We start from the raw sequence: 19906 nt of genomic DNA, 5'->3' as shown, positions 1-19906 counted from the left end.
CGGCCCAATGAACATTCATGAATATCAGGCCAAACAGGTCCTGAAAGGCTTTGGCGCGCCCGTCGCCGAGGGCGTGGCGATCCTGTCGGCCGACGAAGCGGAAAAGGCGGCGAAGTCGCTGCCCGGCCCGCTTTACGTTGTCAAAAGCCAGATCCATGCCGGCGGTCGCGGCAAAGGCAAGTTCAAGGAACTCGGCGCCGACGCCAAGGGCGGGGTCCGGCTGGCGAAATCGATCGAGGACGTTGTCGCCAATGTTGGCGAGATGCTCGGCAACACACTGGTCACCAAGCAAACCGGACCGGGCGGCAAGCAGGTCAACCGGCTCTATATCGAGGACGGCGCCGACATCGACCGCGAACTCTATCTGTCGATCCTGGTCGACCGCACCGTCGGTCAGGTCGCTTTCGTGGTTTCGACCGAGGGCGGCATGGACATCGAGGCTGTGGCCGAGGAAACGCCCGACAAGATCATCACCGTGGCGATCGACCCCGAGGCGGGTGTGACGGCGGCCGACATCGCCAAGCTGAATGCGGCGCTGGAGCTTTCGGGCGAAGCGGCGACGGACGGCGAGACGCTGTTTCCGATCCTCTACAAGGCCTTCGTCGAGAAGGACATGAGTCTGCTCGAGGTCAATCCGCTGATCGTCATGACCAACGGAAGGCTGCGCGTGCTCGACGCCAAGGTGTCGTTCGACACCAACGCCCTCTACCGCCATCCCGACATGGTCGAGCTGCGCGACGAGACCGAGGAGGACGAAAAGGAAATCGAGGCGTCCAAGCACGATCTCGCCTATGTCGCCCTCGACGGCAATATCGGCTGCATGGTCAACGGCGCGGGCCTTGCCATGGCGACGATGGACATCATCAAGCTCTACGGAGCCGAACCGGCCAACTTCCTCGACGTCGGCGGCGGCGCTTCCAAGGAAAAGGTCACGGCCGCCTTCAAGATCATCACCGCCGACCCGGCCGTAAAGGGCATCCTGGTAAATATTTTCGGCGGCATCATGCGCTGCGACGTGATCGCGGAAGGCGTGGTCGCCGCGGTCAAGGAAGTGGGTCTGAAGGTTCCGCTGGTCGTGCGGCTGGAAGGGACCAATGTCGAACTCGGCAAGAAAATCATCAATGAGAGCGGCCTCAACGTGATCGCGGCCGACGATCTCGATGATGCCGCCCGCAAGATCGTCGAGGCGGTGAAAGAGGGTTAGTCGCGTGCGACGCGCCGCATCCATTGTCATGCTCGTGACGGCGCTGTCGGCACCGTCAGGCGTTCAGGCGGGCGAGGAATGGTCGACGCGTTTCGCGACAACCTTCCAAGAAAGCTGCGTCCCGCAGCGCCTGAGCTACGAGGGCACGCTTGCTCGGGCCGGGGAAGTTGGCTGGGAGGTCTTCACGCCCGTCGAGCAGAGCGAGTTCGGCACGCTTATGGCGAAGTCGGAGGCCGCGCTTGAGGAGGCCAAGGCCGACATGCCCGGCATGTCGTTTCGCGCGCAGACTTTCGCGCGGGACGTCGAAGGGCGCGTGCTGCATCTCGTCGTGTCGCTGACAGTGTCGGAGTATCTCGATGCGATCGGCTGCTATCTCTATGATTTCGAGGCGACGGAGCCCGTCGCGGCCGCGGCGGTGTCCGATATTCTGGGCATCAAGCCGGCGCAGTCGCACAGCGACGAGATCGTGGTTTCCCATCTTTGGGGACCGCCGCCGTCGATGCCGCGCACCCTCGACACCTATCTGACCTTCATTCCGCCCGGCAGCCCCTATGCCGAGCAGGCCGGCTTCGACGGCCAAATGCTGAAATTCTCGTCCTCGCAGCCGCGGGAGGACGAGCAATGACCTTTCTCGACGCCGCTCACGCCTCCGCCCCCATCGCCTTGCCGGCTGCACGTGCCGGCGCGGCTTTCCCATTCGAACCCTGACAGGCTCTGGAGTTACCGTTCGCATGTCCATTCTCGTCAACAAAGACACCAAAGTTCTCGTCCAGGGTCTGACCGGCAAGACCGGCACCTTCCACACCGAGCAGGCGCTGGCCTATCACGGCACCAAGATGGTCGGCGGCGTCCACCCGAAGAAGGGCGGCGAGACCTGGGGTTCGGTCGAAAGCGGCGCGCAGTTGCCGATCTTCGCCACGGTGGCGGAAGGCAAGGAAAAGACCGGTGCCAACGCCTCGGTCGTCTACGTGCCGCCGGCGGGCGCGGCGGCCGCCATCATTGAAGCGATCGAGGCAGAGATCCCGCTGATCGTGTGCATCACCGAAGGCATTCCGGTCATGGACATGGTCAAAGTCAAGGCCAGGCTCGACCGGTCGAACTCGCGCCTGATCGGCCCGAACTGTCCGGGCGTGCTGACGCCGAACGAATGCAAAATCGGCATCATGCCGGGCAATATCTTCAAGAAAGGCTCGGTCGGCGTCGTCTCGCGCTCGGGCACGCTCACTTACGAGGCGGTGTTCCAAACCACTAATGCCGGGCTCGGCCAGACGACGGCGGTCGGCATTGGCGGCGATCCGGTCAAGGGCACGGAGTTTATCGACGTCTTGGAGATGTTCCTGGCCGACCCGGAAACCGAATCCATCATCATGATCGGCGAGATCGGCGGCTCGGCCGAGGAGGACGCAGCGCGGTTCCTGAGGGACGAGGCCAAGAAGGGGCGCAGCAAGCCGATGGCCGGCTTCATTGCCGGGCGCACGGCGCCGCCCGGACGCACCATGGGCCATGCCGGGGCGGTGATCTCCGGCGGCAAGGGCGGCGCGGAAGACAAGATTGCCGCGATGGAGGCAGCCGGGATCAAGGTGTCGCCGTCGCCGGCGCGGCTGGGCCAGACGCTGGTCGAGGCGATCAAGGGCTGATCGCCGCCATGTGTTGGCCACGATGGCGACGCATGGGGCGGACGGAAACGAATAAAGACCGGCCGCATAGCGGCGGGTGCATCTAAACTAGGGACGGGGCGCACAGGCTCCGACAGGGTAATGGCACGGCAGGATCAGGCCAACGACCGGTTCTCGATCACCTCATTCCTCTATGGCGGCAACGCCCACTATATCGAGGAACTCTACGCCGCCTATCAGGACGATCCGACATCCGTCGACGCGGACTGGCGCGACTATTTCGCCCAACTCAAGGACGACGCCGACGACGTGCGCAAGAATGCGCAAGGCGCTTCGTGGGAGCGACCCAACTGGCCGATCACGGCCAATGGCGAACTGGTGTCGGCATTCGACGGCGACTGGGGACAGGTCGAGGCGCGCATCTCCGGCAAGATCAAGGACAAGGCCGCCAGGGGCGGTGTTTCCTTGTCCGACGAGGATATGCTGCGTTCGACGCGCAATTCGGTGCGCGCGATCATGATGATCCGCGCCTACCGCATGCGCGGCCATCTGCATGCCAATCTCGACCCGCTCGGGCTGGCGAACCCGCTCGAGGACTATAACGAGCTGTCACCGGAAGCCTATGGCTTCACCGAGGCCGACTACGACAAGCCGATCTTCATCGACCATGTTCTGGGGCTCGAATTCGCGACCATCCGCGAAATGCTCGACATCCTCAAGCGCACCTATTGCTCGACGCTCGGCGTGGAGTTCATGCATATCTCCAATCCGGAGGAGAAGGCGTGGATCCAAGAGCGCATTGAGGGGCCCGACAAGGGCATCGCCTTCACCGCCAACGGTAAACGCGCCATTCTGCAGAAGCTGATCGAGTCGGAAGGCTTCGAACAGTTCATCGACGTCAAATACAAGGGCACCAAGCGCTTCGGCCTCGACGGCGCCGAGTCGTTGATCCCGGCGCTGGAGCAGATCCTCAAACGCGGCGGCGCGCTCGGGATGAAAGAGGTTGTGTTCGGCATGGCGCATCGCGGCCGGCTCAACGTGCTGTCTCAGGTGATGGGCAAGCCGCATCGCGCCATTTTCCACGAATTCAAGGGCGGCTCCTTCGCGCCCGACGATGTCGAAGGGTCGGGCGACGTCAAATATCATCTCGGCGCCTCCTCGGATCGGGAGTTCGACGGCAATACCGTGCATCTGTCGCTGACCGCCAACCCGTCGCATCTGGAGATCGTCAATCCGGTGGTGATGGGCAAGGCGCGCGCCAAGCAGGACCAGATTTTCGGGCGCAAGCGCGAGGAGGTCGTGCCGCTGCCCGAACGGGTGAAGGTGCTGCCATTGCTTCTGCACGGCGACGCCGCCTTTGCCGGCCAGGGCGTGGTGGCGGAGTGCCTGGGCCTGTCGGGCCTACGCGGGCACCGCGTCGCCGGCACGCTTCACTTCATCATCAACAACCAGATCGGCTTCACCACCAATCCGCGTTTCTCGCGCTCGTCGCCCTATCCGTCCGACGTCGCCAAGATGATCGAGGCGCCGATCTTCCACGTCAATGGCGACGATCCCGAGGCGGTGGTCTACGCGGCCAAGGTCGCGACCGAGTTCCGGATGAAGTTCTACAAGCCGGTGGTCATCGACATGTTCTGCTACCGGCGTTTTGGCCACAATGAGGGCGACGAGCCGGCGTTCACCCAGCCGATGATGTATAAGAAGATCCGGGCGCACCCGACGACCGTCCAGATCTACGGCAAGAAGCTGATCGAGGAAGGCCTGATCACAGAAGGCGAGTTCGAAGAACTGAAGGCGGACTGGCGCGCCAGGCTGGAAGAGGAATTCGAGGCCGGCCAAGCCTACAAACCCAACAAGGCAGACTGGCTCGACGGTGCTTGGTCGGGGCTGAGGACGGCCGACAACCAGGACGAACAGCGCCGCGGCAAGACGGCCGTGCCGCTCAAGACGCTGAAGGAGATCGGCAGGAAACTGACCGAGGTGCCCGAGGATTTCGAGGCGCACCGCACGATCAACCGTTTTCTGGACAACCGCCGCAAGGCGCTCGAGGCCGGCGAGGGCATCGACTGGGCGCTGGCGGAGTCGCTGGCGTTCGGCGCGATCCTTCTGGACGGCACACCGGTGCGGCTGTCGGGCCAGGATTCAGAACGCGGCACGTTCTCCCAGCGGCATTCGGTGCTCTACGACCAGAAGGAGGAGCGCCGCTTCATCCCGCTCAACAATCTCGGGCCGGCGCAGGCCCATTACGAGGTCATCAACTCGATGCTGTCGGAAGAGGCCGTGCTCGGCTTCGAATACGGCTATTCGCTGGCCGATCCGCGCGCATTGGTGCTGTGGGAAGCCCAGTTCGGCGATTTCGTCAATGGCGCCCAGGTGGTGTTCGACCAGTTCATCTCGTCGGGCGAGCGCAAATGGCTCAGAATGTCCGGGCTGGTCTGCCTGTTGCCGCACGGTTACGAGGGCCAGGGCCCCGAACATTCCTCAGCCCGGCTGGAACGGTTCCTGCAATTGTGCGCCGAAGACAACATGCAGGTCGCCAACGTCACCACGCCGGCCAATTATTTCCACATCCTCAGGCGGCAGTTGAAGCGAGACTTCCGCAAGCCGCTGATTCTGATGACGCCGAAATCGCTGCTGCGCCACAAACGCGCGGTGTCGACGCTGGCGGAAATGGCGGGCGAGAGCACCTTCCACCGGCTGTTGTGGGACGACGCGCAAATGCTGCCCGACCAGAAGATCAAGCTGGTCAAGGATTCCAAGATTCGGCGGGTCGTGCTGTGCTCGGGCAAGGTCTATTACGACCTTTACGAGGACCGCGAAAGCCGCGGCATCGACGACGTCTACTTGCTCAGGGTCGAACAACTCTACCCGTTTCCGGCCAAAGCGCTGATCAACGAGTTGTCCCGGTTCCGCAACGCGGAAATGGTGTGGTGCCAGGAGGAGCCCAAGAATATGGGTGCCTGGTCGTTCATCGACCCCTATCTGGAATGGGTGCTCGCCCATATCGACGCCAAACATCAGCGCGTGCGTTATGCCGGCCGTCCGGCCGCGGCCTCGCCGGCGACCGGTCTGATGTCCAAACATCTCGCGCAGCTCGAGGCGTTCCTCGAAGACGCGCTCGGCGAGTGAACCCGCCCGGGTCCAACTGAAGGCAACGGAAGTACATATCATGGCAAGCGAAATTCGCGTTCCCACACTCGGTGAATCGGTCACCGAAGCCACCGTCGGCCGTTGGTTCAAGAAGGCGGGTGAAACCGTCGCCGCCGATGAGCCGATCGTTGAACTGGAGACCGACAAGGTGACACTGGAGGTGCCGGCCCCTGCCGCCGGCACGCTCGACGAGATCACCGTTCAGGAGGGCGAGACCGTCGAGGTGGGCGCGCTTTTGGGGACGCTCGGCGAAGCCGGTGCCGCCACTCCGAAGGCGGACGACGATAAGAAGAGTGCGAAGGCGGAGGCGAGCGGCGAGAAGGCCGCCTCGGCCAGCAGCGGCAAGCTGATCGACGTCAATGTGCCGTCGGCGGGTGAATCCGTGACCGAGGCCCAGGTCGGCGAGGTCTACAAGGCCGTCGGCGATGCGGTGAAGGTTGATGAGCCGATCCTGGAACTGGAAACCGACAAAGCCGCCCAGGAAGTGATGTCGCCGGTCGACGGAGTGCTGCGCGAACTCGCTGTCAAGAAAGGCGACGAGGTCGAAGTCGGGGCGCTGCTTGCTCGCATCGAAGCGGGAGCCGCGGCCGGCGATGCCGCGCCGTCGGCGGCCCGCGATGCGCGCCACAGCGACGGTGGGACGGACTCCCCGCGCCCGCCGGCCCCGGCCGCGCAGAAGCTGATGGAGGAACACAAGCTCCAGGCCGGCGACATCGCCGGTTCGGGCAAGGACGGTCAGATCCTGAAATCCGACGTTTTGGCCGTGGTCGAGCGTGGCAAGGATGGCGGCACGCCCGCCAGGGGCGGCGACGAGCCTACCCGGCGTGCGCCGAACGCGCCGGCGGAGACGCCGAAAGCGGCGCGCGCGCCGACCTCGCAGGCGGACGAACCGCGCGAGGAGCGCGTGAAGATGACGCGGTTGCGCCAGACGATCGCGCGACGGCTGAAGGACGCCCAGGACACCGCCGCCATGCTGACGACCTTCAACGAGGTCGACATGAAGGCGGTGATGGAGTTGCGCTCCCGATACAAGGACCTGTTCGAGAAGAAGCACGGCGTCAAGCTCGGCTTCATGGGTTTCTTCACCAAGGCCGTCTGCCATGCGCTGAAGGAAATCCCGGCCGTGAACGCCGAGATCGACGGTACCGACATCATCTACAAGAATTTCTGCCACATCGGCGTCGCCGTCGGCACCGACAAGGGGCTGGTGGTGCCGGTCGTGCGCGATGCCGACCAGATGGAGATCGCCGAGGTCGAGAAGGAGATCGGCCGGCTGGGCGCGGCCGCCCGCGACGGCAAACTGGCGCTCGCCGACATGCAGGGCGGCACGTTCACTATTTCCAATGGCGGGGTTTACGGGTCGCTGATGTCGACGCCGATCCTCAACGCGCCGCAATCGGGCATTCTGGGCATGCACAAGATCCAGGAACGGCCGATGGTGGTGGGGGGCGAAATCAAGATCCGGCCGATGATGTATCTTGCGCTCTCCTATGATCATCGTATCGTCGATGGCAAGGAGGCGGTTACCTTCCTGGTGCGGGTCAAGGAAAGCCTGGAAGATCCCGAAAGGCTGGTGCTGGACCTCTAAACGTCCAAACGCCGGGAGGCGTCGCGATGAGTATCGAGTATCTGATTACCGCGCTGATCGTCATTCTGGTGCCGGGCACCGGCGTGGTCTACACGGTCGTGACTGGACTTTCGGCCGGGCGGCGGGCCAGCATCGCCGCCGCCTTGGGCTGCACGCTCGGCATCGTTCCCGCGATCCTCGCCTCCATACTCGGCCTGGCCGCGATCCTGCACACCAGCGCGGTTTTGTTCCAGGTACTCAAATATGCCGGTGCCGCCTATCTCCTCTACCTCGCCTGGCGCACGCTCAAAGACAGCGGCCCGATGCGGCTCGACGGCGATCGCCGAACGGACCGGGGTCTCCTGTCGACCGTGCGCACGGGCTTTCTGATCAATATCCTCAACCCGAAACTGTCGGTGTTTTTTCTCGCTTTTCTGCCGCAGTTCGTCGACCCGGCGGCGGCCTCGCCGATCGGCCGGATGCTGGGGCTGGGCGCGGTGTTCATGGCGATGACCTTCGCGGTCTTCGTCGTCTATGGCGGTTTCGCGGCGATGGTCGGCGCGAAGCTTTTGAAAAGTGAACGAGTGCTACGCTGGATGCGACGCGCGGTCGCCCTGACATTTACCGGGTTTGGTCTGCGTCTCGCACTCGCGGAGCGATAGGGCGCGGACGCCGCCATGCCCGGCGCATTGAAACCAACAACAGGACTGAGTTCATATGGCCTTCGAGCCGGACATTCCCCCGATCCAGTGTCATCTTTGCGTCAAGGACGGCAAGGCGGCGATCGCCTTCTACGAGGAGGCCTTCGGCGCGGTCGAGACGTTCGAGCAGATGGCCGAAGACGGCGAGCGCGTGCTGCATGCCAACCTGTCGATATTCGGTTCGGAAGTCATGCTGCAAGATGAGTTTCCCGAGTTCTCCAGCGACGTGCTGGGCCCGATCTCGCGCGGCGGCGCGAGCATGACGGTCAATATCAATCTCGCCAAGCCGGACGAGGTCGACGCGGCCGTTGCCCGCGCCGTCGCGGCCGGCGCGGAGATCGTCATGCCGGTCGACGACCAGTTCTGGGGTGCGCGCTACGGCAAGATCCGCGATCCGTTCGGCCATGTATGGTCCTTCAACGCGCCGCTGGAACAAGGCGGATAGAGATGGAGACCGCCGTGCAGAAGCGGTCCGCGTCCGCGCGCGGCCGGCGCGGAGCCCTTGCCGCGCTCGCGGTGCTGGCTTTGCCGGCCACCGAGGCGGGCGCGGCCTGTCCGCAGGAACTGGCCGTCTATTCCGAGCGTGAGGCGGCAGCGGCGATCGATTTCCGTCCCGCCCTGCCGGGCGCGGCCCTGCACGCGATCGAATTCAAGCTGACGTTCGCGCAGAACGGCGTCGTGCTCGACGGCATCGTGATGCACACCGACCCCGGCGCCCGGCCGTACGGTCTGGTCATGCACCAATGTCCCGAGGGCGACGTCACCGGCGAGGAACTGGCGGTGTGTACGATCTGGGAAGGGCCGATCTACGGCATCGACGCCGGTGGCACGGTCGCGACGATGCCGGAACGCGGGACGTCAGCGGCCGCGCAGCTGCTTTTGCCGGGTTTCGGTACCGCTGTGCGCCACTCGCGCATTTACGGCGCCGATGGCGTGAGCGTCCTTCCCTGGGACGTTTTTGCGCTCGGCGGGTGCCAGGAATGAGAGGCGGCAATGTGCTGCTGATTACCGGCGGGCTGTGTCCTGGCGGGAAGCGGCTCCATCTACGGACGCCGATCGGCTCTGGCGCCTGCGCGGAGCCGTGCCGATGAAACGGAAAGGCAGACCGGACGAAATTGCATCGCCCGTGCTCTGGCTTTTGTCAGACGAGGCGTCCTATACCACGGGCGCGATCCTCACAGTGGGCGGCGGCCGCTGAAAGAACCGAACGAAAGGAAGCAGGCATGACATATGACGTTGTCGTGATCGGGGGCGGGCCGGGCGGATATGTCTGCGCCATCAAGGCCGCGCAGCTTGGACTGAAGACGGCGGTGGTGGAAAAACGCCAGACCTATGGCGGAACCTGCGTCAATGTCGGCTGCATTCCCTCCAAGGCGTTGCTGCATGCCTCGGAGGCCTTCATGGAAGCCGGGCATGGCCTGGAGGCATTGGGTGTCGAGGTCGGCAAGCCGAAGCTCAATCTCAAGGCGATGATGGCGCACAAGACCCAAACGGTGGAGCAGAACACCAAGGGTCTCGATTTCCTGTTCAAGAAGAACAAGATCGACGGCCTGCGCGGCACCGGCCGGATCATCGGCGAGGGCAAGCTGGAAGTGACCGACGCCGATGGCGCAACCAAGGAGATCGAGGCCAAGAACATCGTGATCGCCACCGGCTCCGACGTTGCCGGCATTCCCGGGGTCGAGCTGGAATTCGATGAAAAGGCGATCGTGTCGTCGACGGGCGCGCTGGCGCTGGAGAGGGTGCCGTCCTCGATGGTGGTGGTCGGCGGCGGCGTGATCGGGCTCGAACTGGGCTCGGTATGGGCCCGCCTCGGCACCAAGGTCACGGTGGTGGAGTATCTCGACACCATCCTCGGCGGCATGGACGGCGAGGTCGCCAAGCAATTCCAGCGCATGCTCGGCAAGCAGGGTCTTGTCTTCAAGCTCGGCCAGAAGGTGACCGGGGTGAAGAAAGCCAAAAAGGGCGCGACCGTTACCTTCGAACCGGTCAAGGGTGGCGATGCCGAAACGCTCGACGCCGATGTCGTTCTGGTCGCGACCGGGCGCAAGCCGTTCATCGAAGGTCTCGGCTGCGAAAAGGCCGGCGTCGTGCTCGACGAGCGCGGTCGGGTCCGCACGGACGGTCATTTCCGCACCTCGATCCCGGGCATCTACGCGATCGGCGACGTCATCGCCGGACCGATGCTGGCGCACAAGGCCGAGGACGAGGGCGTTGCGGTTGCCGAGATCATCGCCGGCCAGGCCGGCCATGTGAACTATGACGTCATTCCGAGCGTCGTTTACACAAGCCCCGAAGTCGCCTCGATCGGCAAGACCGAGGAGGAGCTGAAAAAGGCCGGCGTCGACTACCGGGCCGGAAAGTTCCCGTTCTCGGCCAATGGGCGGGCGCGTGCGATGCTCAAGACCGACGGATTCGTGAAAATCCTCGCCGACAAGAAGACCGACCGCGTGCTTGGCGCGCATATTGTCGGTTTCGGTGCCGGCGAACTGATCCAGGAAGTCGCGGTTCTGATGGAATTTGGCGGCTCGTCCGAGGATTTGGCCCGTACGTGCCACGGTCATCCGACAATGTCGGAATCGGTCAAGGAGGCCGCGCTTGCGACCTTCGCCAAGCCGATCCACATGTAGTTCGAGGGTTCGCCCGGGCGGCTGTAACGACGTACGAAAAAGGCCGACCCCGAGGGGCCGGCCAGTGCTTGGGGGAGGAATTACTCGGCCGGAGCGGTCTCCACCGGCGCGTCGTTCTTCGGTTCGATCGGCGGGATTTCCTCCCGCGGCTGGTCGGCCTCGGTGCCGACCGCGCTCGTCGTCGTGTCGTCGACGCGTTCAGCCACGGGCGGGTTGCCAGTCGTGTCGGCGGTCTGCGTGTCGCCGCCGCCGATCATGCTGAAGACAACGATGGCAAGCAGCACGACGACAACCGCGATCGTCGCCGCCATCAGTCCGCGCGGGCCGGGGTTGATCTCGGTCTGAAGGCGCGGATCGTATGGTCGCGTCGGATCGGCGATATCACGATCGATGCCGCCGGGACCGAAAGGACGCGTCGGATCCTGTTCGGGACGTCTGTCTGGAGCGTTCATGACACACCTCCTTCGTGCATTGCTCGCCGGGTAAACGTGCTTGGAGGCGGCCGGTTTCATCACGAAGTGGCGCGGTCGATTATACATCGTGAAAGGCGGGGTTCGGCAAAACCCGGAAAAAACGCCTGCTAAATGCCCTCTCGCTTTGAGAGCCGACCTCTTTGAAGATCGATATCGCTAGCGTTGAAATTGCTAAAGGTCGCTTGTCGCTCGACATCCCAGCCGCGGATGCGCGCGTGCGGGCCCGTCCAATGCCGTCCGGCAGGCCATTGGCGGCCTTATTCCGCCAAGTCCGCTTTTGCGGCTTTCTCCGCCGGCTTCTCGATCGAGGCGGTCTTGGCGTCCTCGTCGACCGTTGTCATCGGCGCCTTTTTATCCTCGACGCCGGCAACCGTCATCTTCCCGGCGCTGGCCGAATTGTGATCGTTGTGCATCGAGCAAGCCTGCGCGCCGGCTGTCGAAAAACCCAGCGCCGCTGCCAAGAGGAGTGCGGTCTTCATGCGGAAGTCTCCCTGATCGTCGGATCGTACGGCGCATCATAGCAATGCGGCGCGAGCGCGCCAAATCACGCTTTTGGTGATCGGTCCGCACCGGCCTCGGCCTTGCCCGCCGGGCCAAGCCGGTTTCGCTCCGCACGGACGCCTCAGGGAATACGCGTTACGCGGTAGCCGCGTTCGCGTAGCAGGGCGACGAGCCCCTTTTCGCCCGGTAGATGAAGCGCACCGACGGCGATGAAGGCGTTGCCCTCGTCGAGAAAGGCAACGGTATTGTCGGCCATGGTGCGATTGCGCGTGGTGATCATCGCTTCCTCGAAAGCGGCGTAGCCAGTGGCATCTCCGTCGTCGCCGGCCGGGAGCACCACCTTGAACAGCGGCCAGATCATGTCGATGCGTTCCTGCTCGTAAAGCAGGATCATGGTCTCGAAAATATCGTCCATGCGTGGGCCGAGCTTGAGGGTCTCGATCAAGCCCCGCACGTGGAATTCCATCGGCAGGGACGCCATCGCGTCGAGCTGGCCGACCAACGTCTCGAGCCCGCCGAGCGTCTTGCCTTCTTCCTCGGCGCGCCTGGCAAGCTTGATGTCGAGGAACGGCGCGCCGGTCGCCTTGCGCGCCATCTCGCAGGCCGGCAGAGCGATCGCGGAGGCGAGCATCCAGGGTTTCATCTTCTGGATGCTCACGGGGGGAATGCCACGCTTTTCCAGCGCCGTGCGGACGTCTGTTTCCTCGTCGTCGCTCATGAAGGAAAAGATCGTCTTATCGTCCGTGAACATCATCAAATCCGGACGTTCCATCATCGCCGTCATTGCCACGGCGGGGTCGACCACCTCGGTGGTCTCGATGACGATGGTGGACGCGCCTTCAAAGGCGGCGTCGGCGGCGGGCGTGAGCTCGATCACGCGCGGATCGGTCAGGTGCATAGTGCCGAAAAGAAAGGAGGGCGCGGTGCCCTCCTTTTCGACTTTCCAGAGCAAACCCTGGCCGTTCGGCGTTCGTTGCGCCTCCGCCTTGAGCCGGTCGAGCGCGGCGGGATCCTCCTTCGCAAGCATTTCCAGGAGGTCCTGTCCGGTGCAGGCGGTCTCCTGCGCGTCGGCGCGTGTCATGGCGAGCGCCGTAACGAGAAGAAAGGTCAGCAAAAACAGGATGTTTACGGCCGCGATCAGCTTCAGCGACAGTCCTGCGAAGTGCTCGGCGGTGGCAATCGAACGGTTCATGGTCGAAAACCTAGTGGGAAAAAGCGGCGAAACCGTTAAAGCGAGGAGGTAAATTCGCGGGGTTCAATCCCGGTCAGGCGCGCGGATGGGCTTTGCCGTAGACTTCGAGCAGCCGCTCGGTGTCGACGCCGGTATAGATTTGGGTGGTCGACAGGCTGGCGTGGCCGAGCAATTCCTGGATGGTGCGCAAATCGCCGCCGCGGCCGAGCAGATGCGTGGCGAAGGAATGGCGCAGCGCGTGCGGGGTCGCATCGTCGGGCAGGTCGAGTGCGCCGCGCAGCCGGCGCATGGCGCGTTGCACGATCGCGGCGGCAAGCGGTCCGCCGCGCACGCCGCGGAAAAGCGGTCCGTCGTCAGCGAGCGCATAGGGGCACAGCCGGCGATAGGCGGCCACCGCCTCGGCGACCGCGGGCAGCACCGGTACAAGGCGCTGCTTGCCGCCCTTGCCGGTAATGCGCAGGCTGGCCGGCGGCCGCGCGCCGAAATCGCCGCCGGCCAGGCCGAGCGCTTCGGATATCCGCAGGCCACAGCCGTAGAGAAGCGCCATCACCGCAGCGTCGCGCGCCGCGATCCAGGGCTCTTCGGCGAGCTGTTCGTTCGCCGCCGTCAGCCGGCGGGCCTCGTCGGCCTTGAGGGGTCTCGGTAGCGAGCGCGGTTGTTTCGGCGCCCGGAGCGCGCCGGCGCCGGCGGCGTTGACCAGGCCGCGCCGTTCCAGATGCCTGAGCAACGAGCGAATGCCGGCCAGGCCACGGCCGAGGGAGCGCGCGCCCACGCCCTCGCGGCGTCGCCAGGCCAGAAAGGCGCGCAGATCGGCCGGGCGCAAATCGGCAATGGCCGCGAGCCCGGGCGCGCCGCCGCAATGGCCGGTCAGAAATTGCAGGAACTGGCGCGTATCGCGCTCATAGGCATCGAGTGTCAGCGGCGCGAGCCGCCTTTCATGCCTGAGCGTGCCCAACCATTCCTCGCGGGCGGCGATAAGGTCGGGCCGGGCGATGACGAGATAGTCGGTCATGCGTGAGATGCGAACTCCATCATGGGCACAGAGTGTCGCCCGCCCGGGTTAGCGCAAGGTGAAGCCGATGCGAATTGAATTGCCGGGCGTCAGCCGATAGGGAAGGAAACAGGCCGCCGGCGAGGGCGCGGCCTTCTCGAACGGTTCTGGAACAGGCGCGATGGCAAGACCCGAAACACCCGTGCAATTGGCCGTGATCGGAGCGGCGCAAGGCATCAAGGGCGCGGTTCGGGTCAAAACCTTCACCGGCGACCCGATGGCCATCGCCGACTACGGTCCGCTTTACGACGAGACCGGCAGGCGTTTCGATATTCTCGATCTGCGTCCGCACAATTCGATGCTGGTGGCGCGTTTCGAGGGGGTTTCGGATCGCACGGCGGCAGAGGCGCTCAACGGTACGGCGCTGTTCGTGGATCGCACCGCACTGCCGGGCGACCTTGACGAGGAGGAATTCTATCATGCCGATCTCGTCGGCCTCGACGCGGTCGACCGGGAGGGCGCGACGGTTGGTACGGTCAAGGCGGTGCTCAACTATGGCGGCGGCGACATTCTCGACATCACCCGGCCCGGTGGCGGCAGCGTGCTGGTGCCGTTTACCAAGGCGGCGGTGCCGTCCGTCGATCTCGGTGGGCGGGTCGTGGTGCTCGACCGGATCGCGGCCGGGCTCGACGACGCTGACGAGGATGGTGCACGACCCGGCCGGCGCGGACGCCCCACCGCGACCGGACGTTCGCGCGGGTCGAAAACGTCGGGGGGCAATCGCTGATGTTTCGGGTCACGGTTCTCACGCTCTATCCGGATATGTTTCCCGGCGCGCTCGGCCTGTCGCTGGCGGGCAAAGCGCTCGAACGCGGCGACTGGGCGCTGGAGGCAGTGCAGATCCGCGATTTCGCCAGCGACCGCCATCGCACGATCGACGACACGCCGGCCGGCGGTGGTGCCGGCATGGTGATGCGGCCCGACATTCTGGCCAAGGCGATCGACGCTGTCGCTCCGCAGGGCGACGCACGGCCGAAACTGCTGATGAGCCCGCGCGGCCGGCCACTGACGCAGCAGCGGGTGCGTACGCTGGCCACCGGTCCGGGCGCGATGATCTTGTGCGGGCGCTTCGAGGGCGTCGATCAGCGCATCATCGACGCGCGCGATCTGGAGGAGGTGTCGATCGGCGACTATATCCTGTCGGGCGGCGAGCCGGCGGCGCTGGTGCTGCTCGACGCCGTGGTGCGGCTCTTGCCCGGGGTGATGGGCAACGCGGCCTCCGGCACGGAGGAAAGTTTCGAGAACGGCCTGCTCGAACATCCCCATTATACCCGCCCGCAGGATTTCGAGGGCCGGCCGATTCCGGAGGTGCTGACCTCGGGCAACCACGCCAGGATCGCCGCCTGGCGGCGTGGCGAGGCGGAAAGGCTGACGGCCGAGCGCCGGCCGGACCTGCTGTCCGGGCCTCAGCCGGTGACGAAATAATAGCCGGCCAGGAACAGCCCGACCGCGATCACGAAGGCGCGTACGCTCCATAGCGGTACGCGCCTGGCCGCCCAGACGCCGGCATAGCCGCCCAGCGCCACGCCGGGCACCATGAAGGCGACCTCGAGCCAGGAGACCACGCCGCCGGAAACGAAAACCACGATCGCCACGATCGCGATGATGATCGACAGCATGTTTTTCAGTGCGTTGAGGCGGTGATAGTCGCCGTTTTCGGTCAGGCCGAGCGTGGCAAGCATCATGATGCCCATGCCGGCGCCGAAGAAACCGCCATAGATTGCGGTGACGAACTGGACCAGCCAACCCTTCAGCGAACCGGTTCGCGCGGGCGTGGCATCGCCGCGCGGTTTCGGTTTCAGCCACGGCCCGGCGGCAAACAGCGCGGTCGCGGCGATCAGCAGCCAGGGCACCAGCGCACGGAAGGAGGGGTTATCGAGCGACAAAAGGATCAGCGCGCCAGCCAGGCCGCCGACGGCCGAAACGGCGCAGAAGATCAGCACGCCGCGCCACATTTGGCGGATGTCGCTCCAATAGGCGAGCGTTGAGGTGACGTAGCCCGGAAACTGGGCGATCGAGGAGGTGGCGTTGGCCGAGATCGGCGCGACGCCGGCAAGCGTCAGCGCGCCGAACGTCAGGAACGTGCCGCCGCCTGCGACGGCGTTGATGGCGCCGGACAGGAACCCGGCCAGGAAAAGCAGAACGGCTGAAAGAATATCCAAGGTGCGATCCGGAACGATTTCGAGTGCAATGCGCCGGTGTTAGGCGCAGACGTCTTGCTAGGCAAGGGCGTGGCTCTATCTGGAGACGGGCAATGCGCGCCGCCGCGTCGATCCGGCGAGAAATCGCGGTTCGGCGGGTGACAAACCGGCTTGAAGCGTGTATGAGCCCGCCGACCGGAGGAACCGTCTTCCGGAGCCGTCAACAAGAACGGTGAATTCGCCCCTGCCGCCGCGCCTTTCGGCGTGACGGCATTGCCGCCCGGTCACAGGACTGAGGGCAAACGCTGGGCGCTCTGGCTGTCGAGAACAAGGAAGAGGTTTGAGACGATGGACATCATCCGTCAGCTTGAGGCCGAGCAGGCCGCGAAGATCGAAGAAAAGCGCAAGCTCCCCGAATTCGAGCCCGGCGACACCGTGCGCGTCCAGGTGCGCGTCACCGAGGGCACCCGCACCCGCGTGCAGGCCTATGAGGGCGTGTGCATCGCGCGTTCGGGATCGGGCTTCCAGGAAAATTTCACCGTCCGCAAGATCTCCTACGGCGAAGGCGTGGAGCGCGTCTTCCCGGTCTTTTCGCCGATGGTCGAGGGCGTTGAGATCGTGCGTCGCGGCAAGGTGCGCCGCGCCAAGCTCTATTATCTGCGTGACCGCCGCGGCAAGTCGGCCCGCATCACGGAGAACACCAGCGTGCGCGCGCGCAAGCTGAATGAAAACGATCGCCAGGCCATGCTCGCCGAAAAGGCGCGTGTGGAGGCTGAGAAGGTCGCCGCCGCGCAGGCGCTGGCTGCCGAAAAGGCCGCCGCGGAAGCTGCCGAAAAGAGCGGCGGCGAATAGAACGGAGCCTCGCTCCCAATCGAAAAGGCGGCCTCGGGCCGCCTTTTTTAGTGGTGTCGGCAGTATCGGCCGCTTGCAGCCTTGATGCTGTGAGGCGCGGCTATTGCGCGGCGAGCGCTTTTTCGATCGCGGGCATGAGATCGCCGGTCAGGCTTTGCGGGCTGAGCGGACCGACATGTTTGAAGCGGATGGTGCCGTCCCGTCCGACCACGAAGGTTTCGGGAACGCCGTAGACGCCCCAGTTGATCGCCGTGCGGCCGGTGCCGTCGGCGCCCACGGCGGCGTAGGGATTGCCGAGCTCGCCGAGGAAACGACGCGCGTTCTCGGCTTCGTCCTTGTAATTCAACCCGGCGATCGTGATCCGCTCGTCGCGGGCCAGTTGCATCAGCAGCGGATGTTCCTGGCGACAGGGCGCGCACCAGGACGCCCATATATTGACCACCGTCACGCGGCCGGCGAATTCCTTGCTCGACAGGCCGGGCATCTCGGTTCCCTCGATCGGCGGCAGGTCGGTCTCGGGCGCCGGCGCGCCGATCAGCGCGGAGGGGATGGTGGCGCCGTCGCGGCCCGACAGAAGCTGGAGCAGAAAAAGTCCGGCCAATGCGACGAACAGAGCCAGCGGCACGAACACCATCCAGCGCCGGCTGCTGCGCGGCGGCGTGACGGAACCGGTGCTCATGAGGATGCGTCCTTGGTCTTGGCGTCGGAACGACGGCGTACGCCCTGCGCCTCCAGCACGGCCAGTTCGGCCTTGCGGGCGCGCTGGTCGAACAGCGTCCATACAACCAGGCCGCCGATCGCAAGCGCGGACAACCCGTAGGCGGCGGCGACGTAGAGCGCGTGGGTCATGCTCCCGCCCCTTGCTTGCGGTCGGCGCGGCGCGCGCTGATGCGGTGCATGGCGATAACCCGGCGGCGCCAGATTTCGACGCGCATGGCCATCAGGTGCAGGGTGAAGAACAGCAGGGTGAAGCCGGCCGCGCATATTAGCAGCGGCCACAAAAGGCTGGAATGGATGGTCGGGCCGTCGAGCCGGAAGACCGAAGCCGGCTGGTGCAATGTGTTCCACCAGTCGACCGAGAATTTGATGATGGGGATGTTGATGGCGCCGACAAGCGTGACGATGGCGGCGGCGCGCGCCGAACGCCCCGGATCGTCGAGCGCGCGGGTCAGCGCGATCAGGCCGAGATACATCAAGAACAATACGAAGACGGAGGTCAGGCGCGCGTCCCAGACCCACCAAGTGCCCCACATCGGCTTGCCCCAGATCGAGCCGGTCAGAAGCGCTAACGCGGTGAAGACGGCGCCGATCGGCGCGGCCGCCTTCAAGGCGACGTCGGCGAGCGGATGGCGCCACACAAGCGTGCCGAGCGCGGAAATGGCCATCACCGAATAACACATCATGGCCAGCCAGGCGAAAGGCACGTGGATATACATGATCCTGACCGTGCTGCCTTGCTGGTAGTCCTCCGGTGCGGTGAAACCCAGATAAAGCCCGATCGCGATGACGAGCACGGCCAGGCCTGCCAACCATGGGATGACCGCGCCGGCAAAGGCGAGAAAACGCGTCGGATTGGCCAGATCCATCCAGCGCGAGGAAGAAATCGCGGTTTGGCTCATGGTCTTGTCAATAACTCCACTCGGTAGCCTCTGCAATCGACGTCAATCAAAGCAGCGTGATTGCAGCGGGCGGATTTGCCGTCAGCCGAGCCCGCCGCGCGCTTTTTCGGCGATCCCTTCCAGGATCGCCACCGCCTCACCGGCGCGGTCGGCCGGCACGAGAAGATGATCATGAAAATAGGCCGAAACCGGGTTTACGCCGATGCCCGCGGCAGCCAAAGGCGGCAACAACGCAGCCAGGAAGCCAACCGCCTCGAGCGCGGAATGGACCTCCAGTGTGATCATTTTGCAGGCAAAAACGGGATCGAGGCCACTTTGGAGCGCCTGCCGGCGCGGCACGACCAGCGTCGTGCCTTCCGGTTCTTCGAAGCGCAGAACCGGCTCGAGTCCGTCCGGTTCGGGCTTTCCCGGCGTTATCGTTACGTAGGCGAAAGCTTCGTCATGCAGCCTGGGAGCCATCGTGGCGAGCAGCGTTTCAAGGTTGGTTTCGCCCGGCATGGCGCGTCAATCCGTCGCCCATCGCAAGGCGGTGGCGGCTGCCACGGGGCCGATCACCGCGAAAAACAACGTCAGGGCCAGCATAAGCAGGAAAGGCGGCAAAAACGGGTCGGGATCGGCGATGGCGGCATAGCTGGCCGAGACGCCGAAGATCAGAACGGGGATCATCAGCGGCAGAACAAGCACGGAAACCAGCAGCCCGCCGCGCGGCAGGCTGATGGCAACGGCGGCGCCGGTGGCGCCGATGAAGGCGATCGCCGGCGTGCCGAAGAGAAGCGTCAGCGTCGCCGCGCCGATGCCTGCGGGCGACATGTTCATCAACAGGCCGAGCAGAGGCGCGGCAACCACCAGCGGCAGGATGCTCGCCGTCCAGTGTGCCAGGCATTTGACAAAGATGGCCAGGGCCAGCATCTGCCGGTCGCGGTTCAGGACCATCAGGTCGAGCGCGCCGTCGTCCCGGTCGGCTTGAAACAGACGGTCGAGCCCGAGCAGGCCGGCGAGCAGCGCCCCGATCCACAGGATTGCCGGACCGATGCGGGCAAGCAGGTTCAAATCCGGGCCGACGCCGAAGGGAATGACGGCGACGACGGCGAGGAAGAACAGGATGCCGACCAGCGCGCCGCCGCCGGCGCGGATGCCGAGCCTGAGATCGCGACGGAAGAGCGCTAGCATTGCGCGCCTCCCCCGTACGCTGGAAAAACGAGGTGCTGC

23 protein-coding genes are annotated in these 19906 nt (G+C 64.8%); 13 read left to right on the top strand and 10 right to left on the bottom strand.

What is annotated here, in order from left to right; genetic code table 11:
* Positions 1-7 precede the first annotated feature (7 nt).
* From sucC to lpdA, 10 genes are all read left to right on the top strand, one after another.
* Positions 8-1204, top strand: a complete 1197-nt coding sequence (gene sucC, locus GN330_RS04420; RefSeq protein WP_156711427.1) for an ADP-forming succinate--CoA ligase subunit beta — start codon at positions 8-10, stop codon at positions 1202-1204.
* Positions 1205-1208: 4 nt separating this feature from the next.
* Entirely contained in the window at positions 1209-1829 is a 621-nt protein-coding gene (locus GN330_RS04415; protein ID WP_156711426.1) for a hypothetical protein, read from the top strand.
* A gap of 106 nt (positions 1830-1935) precedes the next feature.
* The gene (gene sucD, locus GN330_RS04410) at positions 1936-2841 is read left to right on the top strand and encodes a succinate--CoA ligase subunit alpha (RefSeq protein WP_156711425.1); all 906 of its coding nucleotides are present in this window, start codon (positions 1936-1938) and stop codon (positions 2839-2841) included.
* A 120-nt stretch (positions 2842-2961) separates the two neighbouring features.
* Positions 2962-5949: a 2-oxoglutarate dehydrogenase E1 component gene (locus tag GN330_RS04405; RefSeq protein WP_156711424.1), complete on the top strand. Its 2988-nt coding sequence runs from the start codon at positions 2962-2964 to the stop codon at positions 5947-5949.
* A gap of 40 nt (positions 5950-5989) precedes the next feature.
* The gene (gene odhB, locus GN330_RS04400) at positions 5990-7558 is read left to right on the top strand and encodes a 2-oxoglutarate dehydrogenase complex dihydrolipoyllysine-residue succinyltransferase (protein WP_156711423.1); all 1569 of its coding nucleotides are present in this window, start codon (positions 5990-5992) and stop codon (positions 7556-7558) included.
* 26 nt (positions 7559-7584) lie between these two features.
* Positions 7585-8199 carry a LysE family translocator gene (locus GN330_RS04395; RefSeq protein ID WP_156711422.1) on the top strand — a complete coding sequence of 205 codons (615 nt, stop codon included), beginning with the start codon at positions 7585-7587 and terminating at the stop codon, positions 8197-8199.
* A gap of 55 nt (positions 8200-8254) precedes the next feature.
* The gene (locus tag GN330_RS04390; protein ID WP_156711421.1) at positions 8255-8683 is read left to right on the top strand and encodes a VOC family protein; all 429 of its coding nucleotides are present in this window, start codon (positions 8255-8257) and stop codon (positions 8681-8683) included.
* Between the two features lie 14 nt (positions 8684-8697).
* Positions 8698-9222 (top strand): hypothetical protein, encoded by a 525-nt coding sequence (locus GN330_RS04385; protein ID WP_343040255.1) that lies wholly within the window; start codon positions 8698-8700, stop codon positions 9220-9222.
* 34 nt (positions 9223-9256) lie between these two features.
* Positions 9257-9436: an SDR family oxidoreductase gene (locus GN330_RS04380; protein ID WP_425487151.1), complete on the top strand. Its 180-nt coding sequence runs from the start codon at positions 9257-9259 to the stop codon at positions 9434-9436.
* Positions 9437-9461: 25 nt separating this feature from the next.
* Complete coding sequence (gene lpdA, locus GN330_RS04375; protein ID WP_156711419.1) at positions 9462-10868, top strand: dihydrolipoyl dehydrogenase; 1407 nt, start codon at positions 9462-9464, stop codon at positions 10866-10868.
* Between the two features lie 80 nt (positions 10869-10948).
* Here lpdA and GN330_RS04370 read toward each other — a convergent pair whose 3' ends face one another.
* The 4 genes from GN330_RS04370 to GN330_RS04355 all read right to left on the bottom strand — a co-directional run bounded on the left by GN330_RS04370 (position 10949) and on the right by GN330_RS04355 (position 14046).
* Positions 10949-11320 carry a hypothetical protein gene (locus GN330_RS04370; RefSeq protein ID WP_156711418.1) on the bottom strand — a complete coding sequence of 124 codons (372 nt, stop codon included), beginning with the start codon at positions 11318-11320 and terminating at the stop codon, positions 10949-10951.
* A 278-nt stretch (positions 11321-11598) separates the two neighbouring features.
* Positions 11599-11820 carry a hypothetical protein gene (locus tag GN330_RS04365; protein ID WP_156711417.1) on the bottom strand — a complete coding sequence of 74 codons (222 nt, stop codon included), beginning with the start codon at positions 11818-11820 and terminating at the stop codon, positions 11599-11601.
* Between the two features lie 143 nt (positions 11821-11963).
* A complete protein-coding gene (locus tag GN330_RS04360; protein ID WP_156711416.1) occupies positions 11964-13034 on the bottom strand; it encodes a TraB/GumN family protein in 1071 nt (356 codons plus the stop codon).
* 73 nt (positions 13035-13107) lie between these two features.
* A complete protein-coding gene (locus GN330_RS04355; RefSeq protein ID WP_156711415.1) occupies positions 13108-14046 on the bottom strand; it encodes a tyrosine recombinase XerC in 939 nt (312 codons plus the stop codon).
* A 160-nt stretch (positions 14047-14206) separates the two neighbouring features.
* Between GN330_RS04355 and rimM the strand changes: the two genes are divergently transcribed.
* Both rimM and trmD read left to right on the top strand, forming a co-directional pair.
* Positions 14207-14812: a ribosome maturation factor RimM gene (gene rimM, locus GN330_RS04350; RefSeq protein WP_156711414.1), complete on the top strand. Its 606-nt coding sequence runs from the start codon at positions 14207-14209 to the stop codon at positions 14810-14812.
* Positions 14812-15510, top strand: coding sequence for a tRNA (guanosine(37)-N1)-methyltransferase TrmD (gene trmD / locus GN330_RS04345; protein ID WP_425487150.1), 699 nt, complete (start codon positions 14812-14814; stop codon positions 15508-15510). The genes rimM and trmD overlap by 1 nt, the downstream gene beginning before the upstream one ends.
* Here trmD and GN330_RS04340 read toward each other — a convergent pair.
* A complete protein-coding gene (locus GN330_RS04340) occupies positions 15492-16247 on the bottom strand; it encodes a sulfite exporter TauE/SafE family protein (RefSeq protein WP_156711412.1) in 756 nt (251 codons plus the stop codon). The two genes, trmD and GN330_RS04340, sit on opposite strands and share 19 nt — an antisense overlap.
* A 327-nt stretch (positions 16248-16574) precedes the next feature.
* Here GN330_RS04340 and rplS point away from each other — a divergent pair, with 327 nt between their 5' ends.
* Positions 16575-17078, top strand: coding sequence for a 50S ribosomal protein L19 (rplS, locus tag GN330_RS04335; protein ID WP_156711411.1), 504 nt, complete (start codon positions 16575-16577; stop codon positions 17076-17078).
* Positions 17079-17178: 100 nt separating this feature from the next.
* Here the strand turns inward: rplS and GN330_RS04330 are convergent, their stop codons facing one another.
* The 5 genes from GN330_RS04330 to ccmB form a co-directional block, all read right to left on the bottom strand.
* Positions 17179-17757 (bottom strand): DsbE family thiol:disulfide interchange protein, encoded by a 579-nt coding sequence (locus tag GN330_RS04330; RefSeq protein ID WP_156711410.1) that lies wholly within the window; start codon positions 17755-17757, stop codon positions 17179-17181.
* Complete coding sequence (gene ccmD, locus GN330_RS04325; RefSeq protein WP_156711409.1) at positions 17754-17927, bottom strand: heme exporter protein CcmD; 174 nt, start codon at positions 17925-17927, stop codon at positions 17754-17756. Before ccmD ends, GN330_RS04330 begins: the two co-directional genes overlap by 4 nt.
* On the bottom strand, positions 17924-18697 hold the full coding sequence (locus GN330_RS04320; protein ID WP_156711408.1) for a heme ABC transporter permease: 774 nt from the start codon (positions 18695-18697) through the stop codon (positions 17924-17926). The genes ccmD and GN330_RS04320 overlap by 4 nt, the downstream gene beginning before the upstream one ends.
* An 81-nt stretch (positions 18698-18778) precedes the next feature.
* Positions 18779-19195 (bottom strand): ACT domain-containing protein, encoded by a 417-nt coding sequence (locus tag GN330_RS04315; RefSeq protein WP_156711407.1) that lies wholly within the window; start codon positions 19193-19195, stop codon positions 18779-18781.
* A 6-nt stretch (positions 19196-19201) separates the two neighbouring features.
* A complete protein-coding gene (gene ccmB, locus GN330_RS04310; RefSeq protein ID WP_156711406.1) occupies positions 19202-19867 on the bottom strand; it encodes a heme exporter protein CcmB in 666 nt (221 codons plus the stop codon).
* Between the last annotated feature and the right edge of the window lie 39 nt (positions 19868-19906).

It is taken from the genome of Nitratireductor arenosus (assembly GCF_009742725.1).
Classification (GTDB): Bacteria; Pseudomonadota; Alphaproteobacteria; order Rhizobiales; family Rhizobiaceae; genus Mangrovimarina; species Mangrovimarina arenosa.
Note: the sequence above shows the minus strand (reverse complement) of the source record. Positions and strands in the feature narration are given on the sequence as shown.

Excerpts from the sequence above, each read along its gene's own strand:
- sucC (WP_156711427.1), top strand. The coding sequence starts at position 8 with ATGAACATTCATGAATATCAGGCCAAACAGGTCCTGAAAGGCTTTGGC.
- sucD (WP_156711425.1), top strand. The coding sequence starts at position 1,936 with ATGTCCATTCTCGTCAACAAAGACACCAAAGTTCTCGTCCAGGGTCTG.
- GN330_RS04405 (WP_156711424.1), top strand. The coding sequence starts at position 2,962 with ATGGCACGGCAGGATCAGGCCAACGACCGGTTCTCGATCACCTCATTC.
- odhB (WP_156711423.1), top strand. The coding sequence starts at position 5,990 with ATGGCAAGCGAAATTCGCGTTCCCACACTCGGTGAATCGGTCACCGAA.
- GN330_RS04395 (WP_156711422.1), top strand. The coding sequence starts at position 7,585 with ATGAGTATCGAGTATCTGATTACCGCGCTGATCGTCATTCTGGTGCCG.
- GN330_RS04390 (WP_156711421.1), top strand. The coding sequence starts at position 8,255 with ATGGCCTTCGAGCCGGACATTCCCCCGATCCAGTGTCATCTTTGCGTC.
- lpdA (WP_156711419.1), top strand. The coding sequence starts at position 9,462 with ATGACATATGACGTTGTCGTGATCGGGGGCGGGCCGGGCGGATATGTC.
- GN330_RS04370 (WP_156711418.1), bottom strand. The coding sequence starts at position 11,320 with ATGAACGCTCCAGACAGACGTCCCGAACAGGATCCGACGCGTCCTTTC.
- GN330_RS04365 (WP_156711417.1), bottom strand. The coding sequence starts at position 11,820 with ATGAAGACCGCACTCCTCTTGGCAGCGGCGCTGGGTTTTTCGACAGCC.
- GN330_RS04360 (WP_156711416.1), bottom strand. The coding sequence starts at position 13,034 with ATGAACCGTTCGATTGCCACCGCCGAGCACTTCGCAGGACTGTCGCTG.
- GN330_RS04355 (WP_156711415.1), bottom strand. The coding sequence starts at position 14,046 with ATGACCGACTATCTCGTCATCGCCCGGCCCGACCTTATCGCCGCCCGC.
- rimM (WP_156711414.1), top strand. The coding sequence starts at position 14,207 with ATGGCAAGACCCGAAACACCCGTGCAATTGGCCGTGATCGGAGCGGCG.
- trmD (WP_425487150.1), top strand. The coding sequence starts at position 14,812 with ATGTTTCGGGTCACGGTTCTCACGCTCTATCCGGATATGTTTCCCGGC.
- rplS (WP_156711411.1), top strand. The coding sequence starts at position 16,575 with ATGGACATCATCCGTCAGCTTGAGGCCGAGCAGGCCGCGAAGATCGAA.
- GN330_RS04330 (WP_156711410.1), bottom strand. The coding sequence starts at position 17,757 with ATGAGCACCGGTTCCGTCACGCCGCCGCGCAGCAGCCGGCGCTGGATG.
- ccmD (WP_156711409.1), bottom strand. The coding sequence starts at position 17,927 with ATGACCCACGCGCTCTACGTCGCCGCCGCCTACGGGTTGTCCGCGCTT.
- GN330_RS04320 (WP_156711408.1), bottom strand. The coding sequence starts at position 18,697 with ATGAGCCAAACCGCGATTTCTTCCTCGCGCTGGATGGATCTGGCCAAT.
- GN330_RS04315 (WP_156711407.1), bottom strand. The coding sequence starts at position 19,195 with ATGCCGGGCGAAACCAACCTTGAAACGCTGCTCGCCACGATGGCTCCC.
- ccmB (WP_156711406.1), bottom strand. The coding sequence starts at position 19,867 with ATGCTAGCGCTCTTCCGTCGCGATCTCAGGCTCGGCATCCGCGCCGGC.